The organism is Rhizobium binxianense (assembly GCF_028994275.1).
Taxonomy (GTDB): Bacteria; Pseudomonadota; Alphaproteobacteria; order Rhizobiales; family Rhizobiaceae; genus Rhizobium; species Rhizobium binxianense.
On the sequence record NZ_CP118713.1, the window covers coordinates 2,424,323 to 2,442,856 of the forward strand.

Sequence of the window (18,534 nt, forward strand, 5' to 3'; positions counted from 1 at the left end):
GCGACAGGACCTCTCAACTCAATTTGCAGCGGACCTACATGACACGTTACATCATCATCGGCGCCGGCGCGGTCGGTGCCAGCCTTGCCGCCGAGTTCGAAACCCGCGACATTCCTTACGTTCTGGTGGGACGCGGCGCGCAGATCGCTCATATCGCAGCCCATGGGCTTTCTTATCGCCGCCCGAGGGAAACCCGGCTGGTTCAACTCAACGTGGTCGACACCGCAACGCCGCCCGCTCTGAAGCCGGACGATATCCTGATCCTCACAGTCAAGGCGCAGGATGTCGAGGCGGCAACCGATTTCTGGGCCTGGCGCGATGTGGACGGCGCGGGCCTCGCATCCGATCTGCCGCTGGTCACGTTCCAAAACGGGCTGGCCGCCGAGGATATCGCGCTGCGGCGCTTCCATCATGTCTATGCGGCCAGCATTCTCATTCCCGCGCGCTACACCGTGACCGGTGAGGTCGTCGTCGGCGGTGAACCGAATCTCGGCGTTGTCACGCTCGGACGCTATCCGCACGGGCTGGACGATACCGCATCGGCAATTGTCTCCGACCTGACGAAGGCGGGATATCTGGCCGAAGCCCGTGCGGACATTCGCCGCTGGAAGGCCGCGAAGCTGCAGCACAATGCCACCAACGCGGTCGAGCTTTTCGCCGGCACGCCGGAGGCTCGCGCAAAAGCAGCCGCCGAATTGGCAGAGGAAGCGCGCACCGTCCTGAAGGCGGCGGGATACGATCTGGCGGCTCCTTCGGAACGGAGGGTCGACATATCGGGCTGGCGCGTCGCCGAAGACAGCGGCATCGAACGCGGCCAGCAATCGACATGGCAGAGCTTCGTGCGCGGCACGTCAAGTGAGGTTGATTACCTGAACGGTGAGATCGTGCGGCTCGGACGTCTTCACGGCGTGGCCGCCCCCCTCAACGCGGCCTTCCAACGAGCGGCGGCAAGGCTCGCACGCGATGGGGGCAAGCCGGGTTCGCTGGGCATTGAAGAGGTAGGACGGTTCGCATGACCAAGGGATCGATAAACGAGGGCGGCTCTTCTTCCGAATGACAGAACAGAGAAAATATGTGGTCGGAATTACCGACCACATGATCGGCACGCCGGACCTCGAGGCCGAGGTGCTCGGCAAGGATGTCGAGATCGACTTCTTCGCCACCACGGATGAAACGCTTTTCGCTGCCGATCGCCTCGCCCGGCTCGACGCCCTGATGGTCTGGGGCGCACGGCTCGGGCGGCGAAGCATCGCTCATCTCACCCGCTGCAGGGGCGTCGTGCGTTACGGTGTCGGTTACGAGAAGATCGATATCGCGGCCTTGGCGGACGCCGGCATCCCCTTCGCCAACAACCCGGACTATGGCACCGAGGAGGTTGCCGACCACGCGGTCGCGATGATCCTGTCTCTGCAAAGACGGCTGTGGGAACATGACGCGCGCGCCCGTGGCTATACGTCCGGCTGGCAGGTCCACAGCCTCAAGCCGCTTTCCCGCGCAAACCGGGCCACTGTGGGCGTCGTCGGTGTCGGACGGATCGGAACGGCGGTCGTCAACCGCCTGAAGCCGTTCGGCTTTCGCATCCTCGGCTATGATCCCGGCCAACCGCCTGGTCACGAAAAGGCGGTGGGGTACGAGCGCACCGACAATCCGAGCGATCTTTTCGCACGGTCTCACATCGTCACGCTCCATTGTCCGGCCACGGACGAGACACGCGGCATGCTGGACGGCGACGGGCTGGCCCGGATGAAACCCGGAGCCATTTTGGTCAATACGGCCCGCGGCGAACTTATCGATGATCTCGATGCGCTTGAAGCGTCCCTGAGGAGCGGTCACCTGGCAGCGGCCGCGATTGACACGCTGGTGCAGGAGCCGCCAGGCGACCATCCGCTGCTTTCGGCCTGGCGCAACCGCGAAGACTGGCTCGCAGGACGGTTGGTGATAACCCCGCACAATGCCTTTTACTCCGATCACGCCGCGGTCGAGATGCGCCAAAACGCAGCGCGGACGGTGAGAATATTGCTCGATGAAGGCAGGCTTCGAAATCGGATCACCGCGTGACGGCCTCCCGTGGTCCTGTCCTTCAGAGACCGGCGTGAGGGCGATCGATTGCTTCTTCTTATCCGTGACATAAGTGTATCTCAATGCTGCGGTTGGGGATTGTTAATCAGAAATGCCTAATGTAAATCTTAACGTGCACAAGTTGTGTGGGAGTCGAACTGCTACGATAACTGATTAGGACCTGCGGCGAGGGAGAGCCTTGGACATGCGGAAAATTCGTGCGGCCCGCTCGGCCGGCGGAAAAACGGAGGCAAAAGTTTTGAGCTCGATCGACCGGCTTTTGTTCTTTGACCGCGATTTCAATCCCGTCGAGAATTTGCTGGGCAATGAGCTGCCTGCTTCGGTCAAACCAGCAGCGTCGTTTTGGGAGCATTTTACAGAATTAGACAAATCGGAAATTACCCTCGCTTTCGCTTCCATGGGCGATGGTACCCAGCCTTTGCGGATATTTGGCGATCCCAGCAGGTCTGGGTGGCGCGGACTGACGATTTACAAGATCGGAGATCTGTTTGCCGTGGTTCGGTCCGAGGAACCTATCGACGAGGAGCGGGCAACCCTTTTGCATCTCGCCACCCACGATCCACTGACTGGACTGCCGAACCGACGCCAGTTCAGCGACGACCTCACCGAGTTGTTACAGGAGACAGCAGCCTCGAACGAGACCCTGTCCCTGATGCAGCTCGACCTTGACGATTTCAAGCCCGTGAACGACACGCTCGGGCATCCGGCCGGAGACAAGCTTCTTCAATTCGCAGCAAGGCGTATTCAAGGCTGCCTGACCGCTGATGACAGAGCCTATCGACTGGCGGGTGACGAATTCACCGTCATATCGACGGGCTCGGGGCATCCGGCCAAAGCACACCACCTGGCAGAAGCTTTGGTTGCCGCATTCAAAAAGCCCTTCACCATAGATGGCATCACGGTATTTGTTGGTTCCAGCATTGGCATATCGACCGCTCCACCTGATGGAACAACTCCGGAGCAGCTGATGAAAGCCTCCGACCTCGCACTCTACGCTGCGAAGAAAGAGGGGCGCGGCCGCGCCAGCGCGTTTGATCCCTCAATGCTTGAATTGCTGGAGCAACGCGAACTGCTGCGCCGCAGCCTTCGCATGGCCTTGGTCCAACAGGAATTCTCCGTCGAATACCAACCCATCGCAGAGGGCGGCTGCATTGTCGGCTTCGAAGCATTGCTGAGGTGGCACCACCCTCTCCTTGGAAATATTCCCCCCGTGACATTTATTCCGATGGCCGAGGCCGATGGACTGATGCCCGAAATAGGTGCATGGGTTTTGGAGCAGGCATGCCGCGAGGCAATGAAGTGGCCGCAGAACTACCTCGTCGCCGTCAATGTGTCGGCGGCTGAATTTTTGACGAGCGGCCTCACCGATCGGATATCCCAGACGCTCGACCTGGTCGGGTTGCCGCCCGATCGTCTGGAACTCGAGATAACCGAAAGCGTGCTGCTTGAGCGGACCGTCAATAACATCGATACCTTGAATACGCTCAACGTGCTGGGGCTACGAATCTCGCTGGATGATTTCGGGACCGAATATTCTTCGCTGAGCTATCTGAAGACATTCCCTTTCGACACGATCAAAATCGACAAATACTTTATCACCGATCTCGAAAGCGATCCGAAAAGTCAGACAATCGTCCGCTGTATTGTGGACCTGGCACATGGTCTCGACATGCAGGTGACAGCCGAAGGTGTTGAAACGCCGGCTCAAGCGGAATGGCTGCGCAACGTGGGCTGCGACAGACTTCAAGGCTATTTGGTGAGCAGGCCGCTACCGGTCGAGGCAATCGACGAGTTCATCGCCCGGGCGGAAACATCTGTGCGGCACGCTCTGCCATAACGAACAACCGATTTTTTGCCGTGCCTTCAACTGTCGCAAGCATTAGCCTGACGCCCCGGGCAAAACTGATGGAGGGTGGATTGGAAGAGGAAGCATCTGGCTTCGACGACCACGCATTCGTGCCGATGGTATCGCTGGAAATGAACCTTGCGATGTTCAAATCCCGGTGGCAGCTTTGCGACGGGATTACCGAATATCTCTCGGAAATTCTGGGGCAAAGCCACAGCGATCCCGCTCGATATTCCAATTTTCTTTCCGTCGCGGCAAACGAACTCGTGGAACTTGCTTTCCGTTCGACCAGAGCGCCTGGAAGGATCAGGTTCGGTCTCTATCGCAGCGCGACATTCAATCGGCTGAGAATTGCGTTTCCTCGCGAGGACGCATTTGACCGTCAGCCTGTCGCCGGCTCCGCAGACCTGGTCACGAAGTCCGAAGAAACAGTCTTGCTCCGAGATTTGGCGACAATATTCCGCGCCGCTATCCGTATTGAAGAAGACGACGTGCACGGGATGCAAATCATCGCGGATTTCCCCTCCAGGGAGGACTTCCAATGAACCTGCTTCCCCTGCCCTTCACCGCGCATTTCGATCCGACAAATCAGGAACTTTTGCTGGCTGGCAAGATGCGGCCCGAAAGCGCCGGTGAGATTGCCGATGTCCTGAAGCTCGTGCGGCAAAGTTTGGAAAAATACAGCGGGGTCGTTTACCTCAATGTCAAACGGCTGACGCACATCAACATGACGGCCTTCGCCGCCCTGTCCGATGTCCTGACGGCAAGCTGCCGGGCCAGGCCGGAACGCAGGATCGTCATCATTACGTCGAGCGTGGTGGCATGGTCGACCTCGTTGTTCGAGACCTTGGTCGCCTCACAACCAAACTTGTCGGTCGAAGTCTACGATTCGGCATTTTATCCGGGCCAGACCTTCGTCGAGGATGAGAGTTTCATTCCCATTCTGCGCACCCAGACGAAAATGACATGGAGGCACGAACGCGAACTGCTGCCTCGCCATGGCCTGCGCAACGGCCTTGTCATCGCCGATATCTGCTGCGGAATTGGTGATTTTGCCGCCCTGGTTCAGCGGGAGTTCAAACCGGCACGCCTTGTCGCGCTGGATCATTCCGTGCGCAGCCTCGACTATGCCCGCAAGGTCGCTGCCGATTTCGATCTGCAGGGAATCGAGTACACCTATGGTGACGCCTCGCAAATGCTGCTTCGAGACAACCAATTTGACTTTGTCACCTGCCGACATTCGCTGCAGATTTTCGACCGTCCCGAGATGCTGCTGCGGGAGCTTTACCGAATCTGCAAACCAGGCGGCCGCGTCTACATCACCAACGAGAAAAATTCGCATTGCCTGGGCGAGCCACATGCTGAAACAATAAAATGGACTTACGAGGAGGTCGCCAAACTGTTCAGGCATTTCCACATGGATGTCGAAATGGGGCCGAAAAGCCGCCATCTCCTCGCCGATGCGGGGTTCGATGACATCAAGGTCGACTGCTTCATGGTGACCAACCTTGATGGGGATCCCCAGGACTTCGCAGACATCATCGAAGCTTGGGAAAATGTCTACGCCGGTGAGATGGCCGTCCGACGGGGCGACTCCGTGGATTTCATTCGCAGGTTCCGGCAGGGATTCAAGGATCACATCTTTGCCGCTCTTCACCCCAAGGGTTACGCAGGCTGGCCGATCTGGGCTGCATCCGGAAGAAAGCCGCTGTAATGGACGCGCAATTATCGAAAAGACCGGCAGGATTGGCCTCGTTTCGGGCAAAGTTCATCCTGGTCGTCGGCGGAGCCGTCCTCTTTGACCTGCTGGTCAGCGGTGGACTGGCACTTTGGAACGTTCAGAGGCTATCGCGTGACGCAACGCTCGAGGTCGGCCAGGGTCTTGAAGCTGCAAGCCAGGAATACATCCGCACCTATGCCGATTCCACAGCAGCCCAGGTGAGCCTGCTCCTGCGGCAGGTTCATAGCGACGTCGGTACCCTGGCAGGTGTGCTCCAGGCGCAGATCGACGATCCCGAGCGGAATTCGGACGTCGGCGCGGCAATCGCTCGCACTTCTCCCGGCAGCGTCAGCCTGTCCTACGATCAGAAGGGGAAGTGGTCCCAGAACGCTCCGGGTTCTGTCTCTGTCGTGAGCGTCTGGGGGTACTTGCTCGGACAAGATCATAGACCGAGGCCCGCTGTGGAGAGCGATATCCAGGCGAGCGCTGTTCTGGATCTTATTGCGCCGAGCCTGATGCAGCACGGTGCTTCAAAGCTGCAGATGTATTATATCGGGTCGAAAGCACGACCGATCTTCAGGACCGCGCCCTACACCGACCAGGCTCAGACCTTCGACCGGCTTTATCCCGGTCACAACGAGGCCGATTTCTGGGACTTCTTTTTTCCCGGACTTTATGAGTCCTGGCAGGGCTGGGCCAAGGATATGAAAACGCGTCCGGTCGCCGACGATATAACCCAGACAGCGCCCTATACCGATGCTATTACCGGCAAGCTGATCGTCAGTTTCTTCCATCCATTGTGGACAGCCGACAGGAAGGACGTTGCCGGGACGGCCGGCGCCGACATCACACTCGACCAGCTCGCACAGATTGTCGAGAATGTGAAAGTGGCCCAGTCCGGCTTTGGATTTCTGGCAATGTCCGACGGAAACGTCGTGGCGATCAACGGCACAGGAGAAAAAACCCTCGGTCTGCGTTCTGCGAGCGATGCGGGCGGCGCCGGCGCCGGCGCCTTGACCGGCCTGCAGCGCTCGCTGAAGGGAAGCTCCCAGCCTGCCATCGCCAAACTGGCTCTTGACCGAGAACAGGGCATTCAGCACCTGCTGTTGCAGCAGGACGGCAACGAGGTCCCCTATATCGTTATCGTCAAGAAACTGCCGGCGACCAATCTCTGGGTCAGTGGCCCGGTTCGGCAAGAGGCGATGTTGCTGGGGGTGGTTGTGCCCGAGCGAGAAATCGAGGCCTCGCTCTATGCTGCCCAGGCCAAGATTTCCGAGGCGACGAACCGGATCGTGCTCTACCAAATCCTAGCGATTTTGATGTCATTGCTGATCGTGACCATCGCGGTATTTGCCGCCTCGAAACGAATAACCGGCGGCATCAGTGCACTGGCAGGTGCCGCCAAACGTATTCAGGCGAAGGATTATTCGGTCAGGGTGGCCATAACAAGCAAGGATGAAGTCGGCGCGGCTGGCGAAGCATTCAATCGGATGGCCCAAGAGATCAGCTATCACACGGAAAATCTCGAACAGCTCGTCGAGGAGCGAACCGCTCAGATCGCAGATGCAAAGGAAGAGATTTCGATGCTGAATTCACAACTTCAGCGAGAAAACAGGCGTCTCGGAACAGAGCTGGCCGTCGCCGAGAGAATCCAGTTGATGGTTCTTCCGCTGCATCAGGAGCTTGAGGACTTTCAGGCGCTCGAGATCGCCGCCTATATGAGACCGGCGGAAGAAGTCGGCGGCGATTATTACGACGTTTTGAAGAGCGGAAGCCGGTTGAAGATCGGCATCGGCGACGTCACCGGACACGGGCTGGAAAGCGGCGTGTTGATGCTGATGGTTCAGTCCGTCGCCCGCGCCCTGCAGGAAGCCGGAAATACCGATGCGGTGAAATTTCTCACCAATCTGAACAGCGCCCTGTTTAAGAATATCGTCAGGACGAAAATCGATAAGCACCTCACTCTGGCGTTTCTTGACTACGACGGGAAAGAGATGATCCTGTCGGGACAACACGAGGAAGTTGTCGTCGTGCGGGCGAACGGCGAGGTCGAGCGCATAGACACCATGGATCTGGGCATTCCGATCGGGCTGGAAGCCGATATTTCCGCTTTCATCAAAACCCGTGAAATCGCGTTCGAGACGGGAGACCTCATACTTTTGCATACCGACGGCGTAACAGAAGCCGCAAACGACGCGGGAGAACTCTTCGGCATCGAACGTCTCTGCCGCGAAGCACTTCGATTGAAGGGTCAGGATGCCGAGAAAGTCGTTTCAGGAATTGTAGCGGCATTGATGCGCTTTGTCGGATCGCAGAAGATTTACGACGACATCACCCTTCTCGCCGTGCGGCATAGGTGAACCAATGACGCCAACGGTATATGGCATGGAATCTCTGGCTGATATAAGCTTAGGCTCGGGCACCCGCCTCACGTTAAGCGACGGACCGCTTCAGCTGAGATGGAAGCACTCGGGAATGACGGCGGACTTCATAGCGGAAGTCATGGCTCTGCCGTATTCACGTTCAAAGAAAGACTACGTGCAGGCGCATCATGACATCGAATATCTCAGCAACGAATTGATTGAAAATGCCGTCAAGTTTCGACAGCCTGGCGAGATCCTCATTGAAGCCGGCATATTCGACGGAGCTTTTCTGATAAGGGTGAAGAACACGATCGATGGCGTGACATCGTCCCGCTTCCAGCAACTGCTGCATCGCCTCCAATCGAAAGACCCGGGGGAACTTCTTCTTGAGCAAATCGAAACCAATGCCATATCGACAACGAGCGGTTCGGGCTTGGGATTGCTCACCCTTCTGAGCGACTACGAGGCAAAAATGGCTTGGGCGTTCGAAGAGAACAATGACCAGCGGATCATACTGACGACGACTGCAGCCGTGGCGATGCCGCCCTCCTCCAATCCGTGAGCGAAGAATGGAAATCAGCGACGAAAATTTCCGCGTATGGGCGGAAAGAAACCAGGTATATTTCGACGGCGTATTCCGGCTGGCAGGACCGGACGCCTATGCACCCATTTATTCATTGATTTCAGGCCTGCTTCATGAGGGGCACGAACAGGTGACGTTCAACCTGACCGGTCTCGAGTTTCTCAATTCCTCGGGCATAAATCTCCTGGCCAAATTGACGATCGAAGCTAGAAAGATCGGCGACCTGCTGCTCGTCATCAAAGGCACCAATCAATATCCCTGGCAGGCCAAGTCGCTGCCGAACCTCAAGAAGCTACACCCGCTTCTCGATTTGCGCCTGGCGTGATTCTCCTTCGGTCCAATCGGGACGCTTGCGTGAGGGCATCGGTCTCCGCTGACCCGCGCGGATATCGCCTGACGCCGGCCCGGGTGATGATATGGATTTGTTAAGTACTTCCATTTGTTTAGGACCATAGTCCGACCGACATCCGGACCTCGGGCCGATGTGCAAGACGCAATCAAGGTCTAACCTCTGACATCTCCAGACGCGGTGCACTCACACCGCGCTTGATGAGCCGATCCGGAGGAAAATGATGCGGATAGCAACTTTGGCGTCCTTGGCCGCACTCTCGCTGGCCCTTGCAGCAAGCCCGGCAACCATTGCAGGCTTCGACATATCAGCGCTCGCAAAGGACGGCGGCAACGGCGGCGGAAATGGTGGTGGCAACGGCGGCGGCAATGGCGGCGGTAACGGCGGCGGCAATGGAAACAGCGGCAGCCACGGCAGCAGCAACCAGGGCAACGGCTCAAGCCATCACAGCGGTGCAACCCATGGCAGCGCCAAATCCTCAGGCCTGAAAGGCAAATCCGCTGACGCAGGCAGCAAGTCCAAGGCGGATGAGACCAAAACCGTCAAGAAAGAGAAGAACCTGTCGGCGCAACTTGCGGGCCTGAACTCTCTGAAGCGGAATTACAGGGCGTTGATGCATACGTCGGACCCACGCATGACCGCCATCGCGGCCTATGCCGTGGCTTATGCCCAATACGAACTCGACAATGGAACCGAGCCCGCAGCCGATGACCCTCTGTTGGGGGACGAGGCGCTGGAGGAGGCATTGGCGTCCGCAACGAAAACCGGTCAGGTCAGCCCGGCCGTTCTTGACCAAGCCAAGACCATCCTTGGCGTTGGCGACGCGAACGGAAAGATCGATCAAATCCGCACCTCGCTGGAAAAACGTCCCCCGGCAACGTCAGACGAATAGCCGCGAGTGAGGTGCAGGCGGTGCGAAGCGCCCCAGAATGGCTCCGCACTAAATTAAGAGAGCATTTCCGTTTGTTTGAGTAACGGAAATGCTCTTTTTTTGCGATTTCCGGCTCAAACCTGCTGTAGGAGATGGATGAGGACGTCCCTCATCCGGCTGCCGCCACCGACCGGGGTCGAGCCACGGGTCTCGACCCGTCCTTCGGACCCCCGTAAACGGGGCGAAGGAACTAAGCCGCAACCTCTCCGCTCCCGTCCGCCTTTACTGTTCAAGCCGCCTTTTCGATCGACGGCGCGCGCATCGCCTGCGGCCTTCCGAGCAGATAACCTTGTGCCTCGTCGCACTGCTCTTCTAAAAGCGTATCCAACTGCGCCTGCGTTTCCACGCCTTCCGCCAGCACCGGCACCTCCAGGCTGCGGCCGAGCGCCAGAATGGCCCGGACGATCGCCTTGGATTGGGCGTTGCTTTCGACCTCGGCCATGAAACTCTTGTCGAGCTTGATCTTGTCGAAGGGGAAGGAGCGCAGCGTCTCCAGCGAGGAGTAGCCGGTGCCGAAATCGTCGATGGCGATCGAGACGCCGAGCGCCTTCATCTCCCGCATGGTGCGCAGCGCCTTGTCCTTGTCGATGATGATGGAGCTTTCGGTGATCTCGATTTCGAGACGCCGCGGGTCGAGGCCGGTTTCGGCGAGGATGCCTGATATCACGGCCGCCATGTCGGCATGGCCGAGCTGGACCGGCGAGAGGTTGACGGCGATCTTGTGGCCGTTGCTCCAGCTCGCCGCCTCCCGGCAGGCTTCCCGCAGCACCCATTCGCCGATCGGCAGGATCGCGCCGCATTCCTCGGCAAGGCCGATGAAATCCATCGGCGGGATATTGCCGCGCTCGGGATGGCGCCAGCGCAAGAGAACCTCGTAGCCGGTGATCTCTCCCGTCCGCACCGATTTCTGCACCTGATAGTGCAGATGAAGCTCGTTGCGATCGATTGAGGCCCAGAGGTCGTTGGCGAGCGCGCGGCGGTGGCGCGCGGTCTCGTCCATATCGGCCTCATAGAAGCAGACCCTCTGCAGCAGGGTGTGCTTGGCGCGGTACATGGCCAGGTCGGCATTGGCGAGAAGCCCATCGACGCTCTCGGCATCGTTCGGATAGATCGCAACGCCGAGGCTGGCGCCGGTCTTGATCTCGAAGCCGTCGACGGTGACCGTGCCGCCGAGCGCGCTTTCGAGCCGGCTGATGAAATCGTGCAGCGCGCTCAAATCGTCGAAGCGCTTGGTTGCGGCGAACTCGTCGCCGCCGAAGCGGGCGATGAACTCGCCCTCCTGCCGCGCCGCGCCGAGACGCCGGGTGAGCTCGACGAGAACGATGTCGCCGGTGGCGTGCCCGTGCTGGTCGTTGACCTCCTTGAACTTGTCGAGATCGATGCCGATGACGGCGACATGGCCGCTCACCCGGTCCGCGACCATCAGTTCCTCGGAAACGCGCTCGCCGAACTGCAGCCGGTTCGGCAGGCCCGTCAGCCCATCGTGCTTGGCGAGGAAGGCGACCTGCTCCTCGGATTTCAGCCGGTCGGTGATGTCTTCGAAGGTGACGACCCAGCCGCCATTGGCCAGCATGTTGACATTCTGCTGGATCGACTTACCGCTCGCATATGTGTGCACCGCGCTGCCGGCGCCGGCCCGGATCAGCGCCATGTTCCTGATGTAATGCGCCTCGGCTTGGGCAGCCGCTTCCGCCGCATCCTCGGTGTTGGCGGCATAGCCGATTTCGACAATCTGCCGGTAGGGCATGCCCGGCCGAACCGAACCCTCGGGGAAGCGGAAGATATCGAGATAACGCTTGTTGCAGAGCACCAGGCGCTCGTCTCCGTCGAACATGCAGATACCCTGCCCCATATTCTGGAGCGCCACGTCGAGATTGCGGGTCACCTCCTCGATCCGGTCGGCATCGGCCTTCTGCTTGCTGTTGTCCTTGGTGATCTTGGCAAAGCCGATCAGCGCGCCGGCTTCGTCACGGATCGCGTCGATCACGACATCGGCCCAGAAGGAGGAGCCGTCCTTGCGATAGCGCCAGCCCTGCGCTTCGAACTTGCCCTCGGTGCGGGCGGTCGCGAGCGCCCGCTGCGGCAGGCCTTTCCGGCAGTCTTCCGCCGAATAGAACAGCGAGAAATCCTTGCCGACGATCTCCTCGGCGCGATAGCCCTTGGCGCGCTCGGCGCCGGCATTCCAGTTGCTGACCTTGCCGTCGGGATCGAGCATACAGATGGCGTAGTCGGTGACGCCCTGCACGAGCAGCTTGAAATTGCGCTCCGCCTTGGCGGTCTTGGCCTCCGAGCGCACGGCGAAAATGGCCGCCGCAAAACCCGCTGCCAGCAGTGAAAAGGTGACGGCGGCGATCGTCACCACCATGACCGCGGGCGAAAGCAGCGTCGCGGGATCGAGCGCCACAATGCCGGGCGTGACGGTGACACCGGCCATCGCGGTGAAATGCAGGGCGACCACACCTGATGTCAACAGAAGCGTCGGCGCGAGCCTGCCGAGAAGCGACCGCTCGCCCCTGCCCGCAAACCGAAAGGCCGCGACCGAAAAGGCGATGCCGAGTGCGACCGACACCGCCACGAACCCGCCATCCCACGAAATATCGCCCGGGAATTCGATGGCGAGCATTCCGGAAAAATGCATCGACCCGATGCCGGCGCCGAAGAGCACGCCCGCCAGAATATTCGCCACCCACCTGCTATAGCCGATCTTGGCTGCGATCGCGCCTGTGGTCGCGACGATCGCCACCAGCAGCGAAACCAGCGTCAAGCCGGCATGATAACCCACGACGACACCGGGGTCGTAAGCCAGCATGGCGACGAAATGCGTCGCCCAGATCCCAAAGCCGCCAGCCGCCCCCGCCGTCCCGATCCACACCCACCGGGCAGCGCCATCGGATGACATCGCCCGATCGAGCAGAACCATGGCGCAAAGGCTGGCGAGAAAGCAGATCAAACCCGCGAGACCGACCAGCGTGAGATTATGCTGCTCGGTAACGCATGTCAGAACGGTGAACATGGAAGTGGCCCTCGATTTGCGGGGTCACGCTAATCAGCGGGCGCTTAAGGAAGGTTGAAGTGGGCGGGGCGGATGGCGGGGAAATGCGGGTGTTTGGGCGGGTTGGCGGCCGGTTGTGGGATTAGGGTTTATGGGGGGTGTCTTGGTATGGTGAATGGATTTTCGACTGTGGGCCAGCTCCGGGCCGGCGACTTCGATCTCCCTAATTTCACCCAAGCACTGAGGTAGCGGACTTGGATGAAGGGAATCCGGGATGTCGATCTTGCTAAGAAATCTGTCGTTACTGGTCGGAATAACATTGGCGGTGCCGGCCTTTGGCAATTGCTTAACCGCCAATGAGACCAAACAGGGCGTGCTGCTGACCAGAGAAGCGCCTTTCTATTCCGTCTTCTACAAGCCGGACGGCCCGAGTCTCACCGAACAACGGCTGATGGAGCGAGACGGTTCACTGCAGCCGGTGTCGGCTGTCTATCTGCACCCGTTGCTCGTCGAAAAGAGAGTGAGTGCCAGCGGTACGCATGAGCTGAAATACGCGAATGCGATTGCGTTGGACGATCTACCAGAGAAGAAGAACTGGCAATCCGACACCACGCTTTTCATCAATGGCAAAAAATCCGATTCGGGCACGACTTTTATTCGGTTCGACGGCTTGGGAGAGGAAACGATTGCATCTTGTTCCTACAAAGTTTGGGCCATCAACAGCCGTCTGAAACTGACGGAATTGCCGCCGATTATTTTCGAACAATACTATTCCCCCGAGCTTCATCTCGTTCTTCGTTCGGTAAGGTTAGGCCCCTCCAACCAGCCGTTGAGCGAGGTTCGATTTGATCGGTTCGAAGTTGGCTGGGGCAACTGATTGATCGTGAGATCCCGTTGCCGGCACACTCGACGCACTTTCACATATCCCCCTTAGGCCCGCCCAGCTCACCCTCCAGCTCCACAATCGCACACCCATACCACTCCAGCTCCAGCCTCCCCCTCACCGGCTTCTGTGGCTCTGCCCCAGGGGTTGTGGCGATGTAACTAGCCTGTATTTCGTGCAACCCTCCTAGTCTAAACCGAGTTCCCGGAAGTCCCTTCCGAAACTTCGTGCCAATCGAACTAGCGCACTGGACAACTAAGAGTCGTTGCTCAATTGTCTCCAACGTGGGGGAGCAATTGATGACAGAGAAGCAAAGCACGACCAGGGAGCTTCATCTCCTTACGACGGACGTACTGCTCGCAGATCTTGTGAGCGGCCGATCCATTGCATTGACCGATGGTAAGACCCTCGAGATCGAGTCCGACGACGCTCGAGCGATCTTAGATTGGTATCGCCGAAATCCGAACAAGTGGGTCGCGAACCAGAACACACCCGACACCGATGCGGTCATTAATCTGATCGGTTCAAAACCTCCAATCGTTGCGCTGCATGCAGGTGGACCGGCCTCTAAGTCGAAGCTGCTTCTTCACCTCGTGCAGGTGAAGGCGCACCGCTTCGCCGGTCTGCACGTCTATGGCCTCACCAATGAACCGCCCGAGGATTTCGACTTCTGTCCTAGAAAAAACGTAACCCTGCTTGAAGGCGCTAACGGGTCCGGCAAGACCTCCATCGCCAATGCGATCGTCTGGTGCCTGACAGGCCATCTGATTCGGTCCCAACGCCAGCCGGAGGCCGGTCCGACCGAGTTCTACTGCGAGGTGAAGCGCAGCGATACGGAAACATCGACACATGCGATGTCAGCGATCACTCCAATGCCCCTCGCCGACAGCGATCTGCCCGCGGACGGTTCACCGATCCCGGCGGACACATGGGTGGAGCTCACATTCAGCGATGGCGATGGCAACTTGCTGCCCCCGCTTCGACGTTCGCAGGTTCGCACGCCGAGAGGCAAGATCACCGAGACGCCACCTGATCTTGAAGCAATTGGTCTGGACCCAGTTGCATGGCGGATAGCAACTACAATGCCCGCGCTCCTGCCGTTCCTGTCTGTCGGCTCCGTCTCCCAATTGGGTGAAGCCGTTGCTCGCCTCACCGGATTGTCTGATCTCGTCGATCTGGCCAAGCATTCCGAGAGACTTTCCGAGCGCATCGAGAAACGCAGCGTCCCGGATCTCGAAGCACTCTCTGCGAAGGTCCAAACTCGATATCGCGAACCTGCCGACGACCTCGCTCGAGAACTTTTGGAGTACGAGGCGATGGCATTGGATGAACCGGTGCCAAGCATTCACCAAGCTGATTGCAAAACCCGTCTTGAGACCATCTCTAAGCATTTTACCGATCTAAAGGCGGCAGGGCTGGCTTCCGCCACCAAGGTTCTCGGCAGCGACTTCGACCCGGAGAACAAGCAATCTCGAGACGATCTCGAGAAGAGCATCCACCCGGCTATCGAACAACTGAACCACGTCAAGACTTTGCCGGCCATCGCAAAGCTGTCAGCACTGAAGATGGAGGATGACGACAGAGAGACAATCCGAGGTCTCGTCGCAGAAGTCCAAGCCCAGGCTGCAATGCTGAGCCAGTTGGCACTCGACCCCAATCGGGCACGCCGTGCCCAGCTTTATGCCAGGGTTTCCGCATGGATGCACCAGCATTCCCTTGAGAACGAAACCGAGTGTCCGATCTGCACCAGGTCTCTGGATGGGATTCAGGATCCGGTAACCGGCAATTTGATTCGCAAGGACCTTGAGGAGGCTGCCAAGGACAGGGAGACGACAGCACGGACGATTAGAGAGTGGTCGTCTTACTGGGTTGGCCGGCTCCTGCAGGAGCTACCGGATGGCATCAAACGCGAGGTGGAGGCCGACCTGCCGGCCGCGCCGATCGATCTCCTGCGAACCGGCTTCATCGACGAATTGTTCGCGACAGATGTGTTCGCAGAGGCCCTGCACGCGCTCAAGGCGGACACCGCCCAGCTGTTCGACAAGCGAGCAGCTGTAATGCCGGCATTCAAAGAGCCAGAAACACCGATCTTCCCCGATGGCCTGTCGGATGCAAGGCCACTCCAGCAGATGCTTGGCAGGATCGTGCGGGCGTCGGCCTTCGCCGAGTGGCGCGCCTCGAGCGCGGCGGATATTCGCATGATCTGGACGATCGTATTGAAGGGCGACCCCCAAGACGTCGATGTTGAGCGAGCGGTCGGAAGGAGGCTGGCGAAGCTCCTTTCGATCGTCGAGGGCGTGGCTCCTCTCAGCAAGGCCATGGGACATGTTGAGCGGATGGAGCGAGCACGCGCCGAATACATGAACGGATTGGACCGCATAGAAGCGTGCCGGAAAGCTGTAAAGGCGCTCGCGTTCATCAAACCACTCGGAGCACTTGCCCACTCCCAGGTGGATGGCCTGCGATCCAGGCTCCACAATCGCTCGGAGTTCTGGCGCAAGGAAATGTTCAGAAATGCAACAGATTTCGCCCCGGACCTAACTGGAACCGCCATGGATGCCAGGGGTATTCTCGATCTTCGGGTGGGCCGGCAAGGTGTAGAAGCGCCGGCGCAGCACATCTCCAATGCATCCTCGCTTCGAGCCGCCCTGCTTGGATTCTTCCTAGCATTCAGAGAGCACGTCCTGAGGACCCGAGGCGGTCTGCGAACACTGGTCCTCGATGATCCCCAAGAACTGCTCGATAACGACAACCGCGAGCGGCTGGCACGAGGCTTGTCGAAGTTGGCGGCCACCCAAGCTCAGTTGCTGGTGACAACGCACGACCGAAAGTTCGCACGCTCCCTTGTGGCCGAGAACCGCCCAAGGGATTCCGTAGAACACCTATCGGTCCATCCGGTTAATCGCGTCCGTCCAAAGCTCGGCATATCGCTGGCGATAGAGGAGGTCGATCGAAAAAGAGATGAATTCGTCAACAGCCCGGACGATGCGGTGAAGGCGCAGGACTATGCCTCCGCGCTGCGGGTCTTCCTCGAGGTCCGGCTGGGCGACCTATTCGACGAGACAACGCATCCAGCCTTCACAACTGCAACCCACGCACTCACCCTTTCGCCACTCGTCGATCGATTGAGGGGATTGATCGCCTCCAACCAGGGAGAACTGTTTCGCAATCCCATCCTTAAGCGATTCGTCGACCATCCCGGCCTAGCCTCCGACGCGGAGGCGAAGCGTATCCTCAATGCCTCACATCATCAGAAGCCATCCATCAGCTATGGCGACGTGAAAGCCGTTGCTGCCCATTTTGCCCAGTTGCGCACCGCCATCGAGGACGTCCACCAACAGTTTCGCCTCTACCGCTGGCGCGAGCCGCTCACTGACGCAGCAGCTGCAAGCAACATCGTACCGTTGAAGACAATGTCGGTGCCGGATTTCGTGGTACCGCTCTTCCCTGACATCGCCGCATTCGTCGGCAACGCGCCGGAGGGCGGATCGCAGGACGTTCCCGACGAGCAGGTGATCGGCAACTGGTTTCAGAACAAGGCGCTCTATTACGTTCGGGGCGAAACATTGGGATTTGCCATTCCTTCTGGGTCGGTGGCGATCGTCGACGTGGAGCCATATCCCGGGAGTGATCGAAATCTCGTTATCGCACGCCCGAAGGGCCAGGTACTGGCGCGGCGTCTTGTAAAGTCGACCGGCTCGATCGGAGTTTCGCTCGCGGCCCAGATGCCCGATCCACGCGTTCCCCGACCAACTTTGACCTTCGATGAGAGCCAGATCCGGTTGCACAGAATCGTCGGCGCGATCTTCAGCGACATGCCCCCACCGCCTGGTGGCAACGAAGCGATCCAGATTGAAGAGGTGCCCGAACTGGAAGAGGTCGCAGTCGCTTATCGCGTGAAAGAGGAGAGCGCCATTCCACTAGCACTGCCAGGTCAGATCATCCTCGGCGGCGCGGAACTTTCGGCGCAGGATCTGGATGCCTGGGAAGGGCGTCTCGTTGCGGTAGCTCTGGATGACGGCGCTAACGTGTTCAAGAGGGTCGGTGCTCGTCTGCCCGGCAAGTTGAACCACTTGCGGCAGTTGGAAACGATTGGCGGGCTAGGATCTTCGTTGGTCGTTGCGACTGTATCCTCGGAGGCCGCGCATGACGTCCCCACCATGGTAACCGCGCGCAAGGTCATCGGTGTGCTGTACTCCTAGTCTCGCACTGGAGCACGCACTCATTTATTTACTTTCCCAGCCGTGGTTAAGATTTGAGCTCAGGGACCAAAATGACGAAATATCTGCAGTACTTTCCAAGACCCATTGCTTGATGATTTAGTGAAAGGTCGATGGCTACCTGTCGTTGGAGTAGGTATGTCGCTGAATGCAGTCTTGCCCGCTGGCAAAAAGATGCCTTTATGGGACGATCTTGGCAAAGCGTTTGAGGACGACCTTACGGATTTCGCAGCAAAGAATCCTGTCGACGCGATGTCCGCTTATGAACATGAGCTTGGCCGAGCACGTCTAATTGAGAGGCTCTCCGAAATTCTACATCAGCGGGATGCTCTGCCTGGCGAAGCGCACCGCGCTTTTTGCACGATTAAGTTCGACCTGGTTTGCACCACGAATTTCGATTTCCTCCTAGAAAAGCAGTATGATCTCATCCCTAGGTATGTGAACCCCGTGGTCGATGCGAGGCTGCAAGATCGATTGTCGAAGGCGTTCTCGCTTTGATTGAGCAGGCAATATAGACTAGGCGTCCGCCTGAACGACCGAGATGGGGTGCAAAGCAGCCTTGTCCTTC

General features: G+C 58.8%; 13 protein-coding genes. 12 read left to right on the forward strand and 1 reads right to left on the reverse strand.

Going from position 1 to position 18,534, the window contains the following annotated elements:
- Positions 1 to 38 precede the first annotated feature (38 nt).
- From PO860_RS12085 to PO860_RS12125, 9 genes are all read left to right on the forward strand, one after another.
- A complete protein-coding gene (locus tag PO860_RS12085) occupies positions 39 to 1,016 on the forward strand; it encodes a ketopantoate reductase family protein (RefSeq protein ID WP_183606833.1) in 978 nt (325 codons plus the stop codon).
- A gap of 37 nt (positions 1,017 to 1,053) precedes the next feature.
- Positions 1,054 to 2,058, forward strand: a complete 1,005-nt coding sequence (locus tag PO860_RS12090) for a C-terminal binding protein (protein ID WP_272782212.1) — start codon at positions 1,054 to 1,056, stop codon at positions 2,056 to 2,058.
- Positions 2,059 to 2,263: 205 nt separating this feature from the next.
- Positions 2,264 to 3,916, forward strand: a complete 1,653-nt coding sequence (locus PO860_RS12095; protein ID WP_183606831.1) for a putative bifunctional diguanylate cyclase/phosphodiesterase — start codon at positions 2,264 to 2,266, stop codon at positions 3,914 to 3,916.
- Between the two features lie 80 nt (positions 3,917 to 3,996).
- A complete protein-coding gene (locus PO860_RS12100) occupies positions 3,997 to 4,470 on the forward strand; it encodes a hypothetical protein (protein ID WP_183606830.1) in 474 nt (157 codons plus the stop codon).
- Positions 4,467 to 5,639: a class I SAM-dependent methyltransferase gene (locus PO860_RS12105; RefSeq protein ID WP_097621990.1), complete on the forward strand. Its 1,173-nt coding sequence runs from the start codon at positions 4,467 to 4,469 to the stop codon at positions 5,637 to 5,639. The genes PO860_RS12100 and PO860_RS12105 overlap by 4 nt, the downstream gene beginning before the upstream one ends.
- Positions 5,639 to 8,005 carry a SpoIIE family protein phosphatase gene (locus tag PO860_RS12110; RefSeq protein WP_183606829.1) on the forward strand — a complete coding sequence of 789 codons (2,367 nt, stop codon included), beginning with the start codon at positions 5,639 to 5,641 and terminating at the stop codon, positions 8,003 to 8,005. Before PO860_RS12105 ends, PO860_RS12110 begins: the two co-directional genes overlap by 1 nt.
- Positions 8,006 to 8,009: 4 nt before the next feature.
- Entirely contained in the window at positions 8,010 to 8,570 is a 561-nt protein-coding gene (locus PO860_RS12115) for a slr1658 superfamily regulator (RefSeq protein ID WP_275031410.1), read from the forward strand.
- A 7-nt stretch (positions 8,571 to 8,577) separates the two neighbouring features.
- Positions 8,578 to 8,916 (forward strand): slr1659 superfamily regulator, encoded by a 339-nt coding sequence (locus PO860_RS12120; protein ID WP_183606827.1) that lies wholly within the window; start codon positions 8,578 to 8,580, stop codon positions 8,914 to 8,916.
- 247 nt (positions 8,917 to 9,163) lie between these two features.
- Complete coding sequence (locus PO860_RS12125; protein ID WP_273883990.1) at positions 9,164 to 9,832, forward strand: hypothetical protein; 669 nt, start codon at positions 9,164 to 9,166, stop codon at positions 9,830 to 9,832.
- 268 nt (positions 9,833 to 10,100) lie between these two features.
- Here PO860_RS12125 and PO860_RS12130 read toward each other — a convergent pair whose 3' ends face one another.
- Positions 10,101 to 12,884 (reverse strand): bifunctional diguanylate cyclase/phosphodiesterase, encoded by a 2,784-nt coding sequence (locus PO860_RS12130; protein WP_275031412.1) that lies wholly within the window; start codon positions 12,882 to 12,884, stop codon positions 10,101 to 10,103.
- Positions 12,885 to 13,137: 253 nt separating this feature from the next.
- Between PO860_RS12130 and PO860_RS12135 the strand changes: the two genes are divergently transcribed.
- The 3 genes from PO860_RS12135 (at position 13,138) to PO860_RS12145 (ending at position 18,464) form a co-directional block, all read left to right on the forward strand.
- A complete protein-coding gene (locus PO860_RS12135; protein WP_275031414.1) occupies positions 13,138 to 13,740 on the forward strand; it encodes a hypothetical protein in 603 nt (200 codons plus the stop codon).
- A gap of 305 nt (positions 13,741 to 14,045) precedes the next feature.
- A complete protein-coding gene (locus tag PO860_RS12140) occupies positions 14,046 to 17,948 on the forward strand; it encodes an AAA family ATPase (protein ID WP_275031417.1) in 3,903 nt (1,300 codons plus the stop codon).
- Positions 17,949 to 18,104: 156 nt separating this feature from the next.
- Positions 18,105 to 18,464, forward strand: a complete 360-nt coding sequence (locus PO860_RS12145; RefSeq protein ID WP_275037834.1) for an SIR2 family protein — start codon at positions 18,105 to 18,107, stop codon at positions 18,462 to 18,464.
- Positions 18,465 to 18,534: the final 70 nt, after the last annotated feature.

Bases quoted from the DNA above. Each gene is read 5' to 3' on its own strand.
- PO860_RS12095 (WP_183606831.1), top strand. From the start codon at position 2,264: ATGCGGAAAATTCGTGCGGCCCGCTCGGCCGGCGGAAAAACGGAGGCA.
- PO860_RS12140 (WP_275031417.1), top strand. From the start codon at position 14,046: ATGACAGAGAAGCAAAGCACGACCAGGGAGCTTCATCTCCTTACGACG.
- PO860_RS12090 (WP_272782212.1), top strand. From the start codon at position 1,054: ATGACAGAACAGAGAAAATATGTGGTCGGAATTACCGACCACATGATC.
- PO860_RS12145 (WP_275037834.1), top strand. From the start codon at position 18,105: ATGTCGCTGAATGCAGTCTTGCCCGCTGGCAAAAAGATGCCTTTATGG.
- PO860_RS12115 (WP_275031410.1), top strand. From the start codon at position 8,010: ATGACGCCAACGGTATATGGCATGGAATCTCTGGCTGATATAAGCTTA.
- PO860_RS12125 (WP_273883990.1), top strand. From the start codon at position 9,164: ATGCGGATAGCAACTTTGGCGTCCTTGGCCGCACTCTCGCTGGCCCTT.
- PO860_RS12120 (WP_183606827.1), top strand. From the start codon at position 8,578: ATGGAAATCAGCGACGAAAATTTCCGCGTATGGGCGGAAAGAAACCAG.
- PO860_RS12135 (WP_275031414.1), top strand. From the start codon at position 13,138: ATGTCGATCTTGCTAAGAAATCTGTCGTTACTGGTCGGAATAACATTG.
- PO860_RS12105 (WP_097621990.1), top strand. From the start codon at position 4,467: ATGAACCTGCTTCCCCTGCCCTTCACCGCGCATTTCGATCCGACAAAT.
- PO860_RS12130 (WP_275031412.1), bottom strand. From the start codon at position 12,884: ATGTTCACCGTTCTGACATGCGTTACCGAGCAGCATAATCTCACGCTG.
- PO860_RS12085 (WP_183606833.1), top strand. From the start codon at position 39: ATGACACGTTACATCATCATCGGCGCCGGCGCGGTCGGTGCCAGCCTT.
- PO860_RS12110 (WP_183606829.1), top strand. From the start codon at position 5,639: ATGGACGCGCAATTATCGAAAAGACCGGCAGGATTGGCCTCGTTTCGG.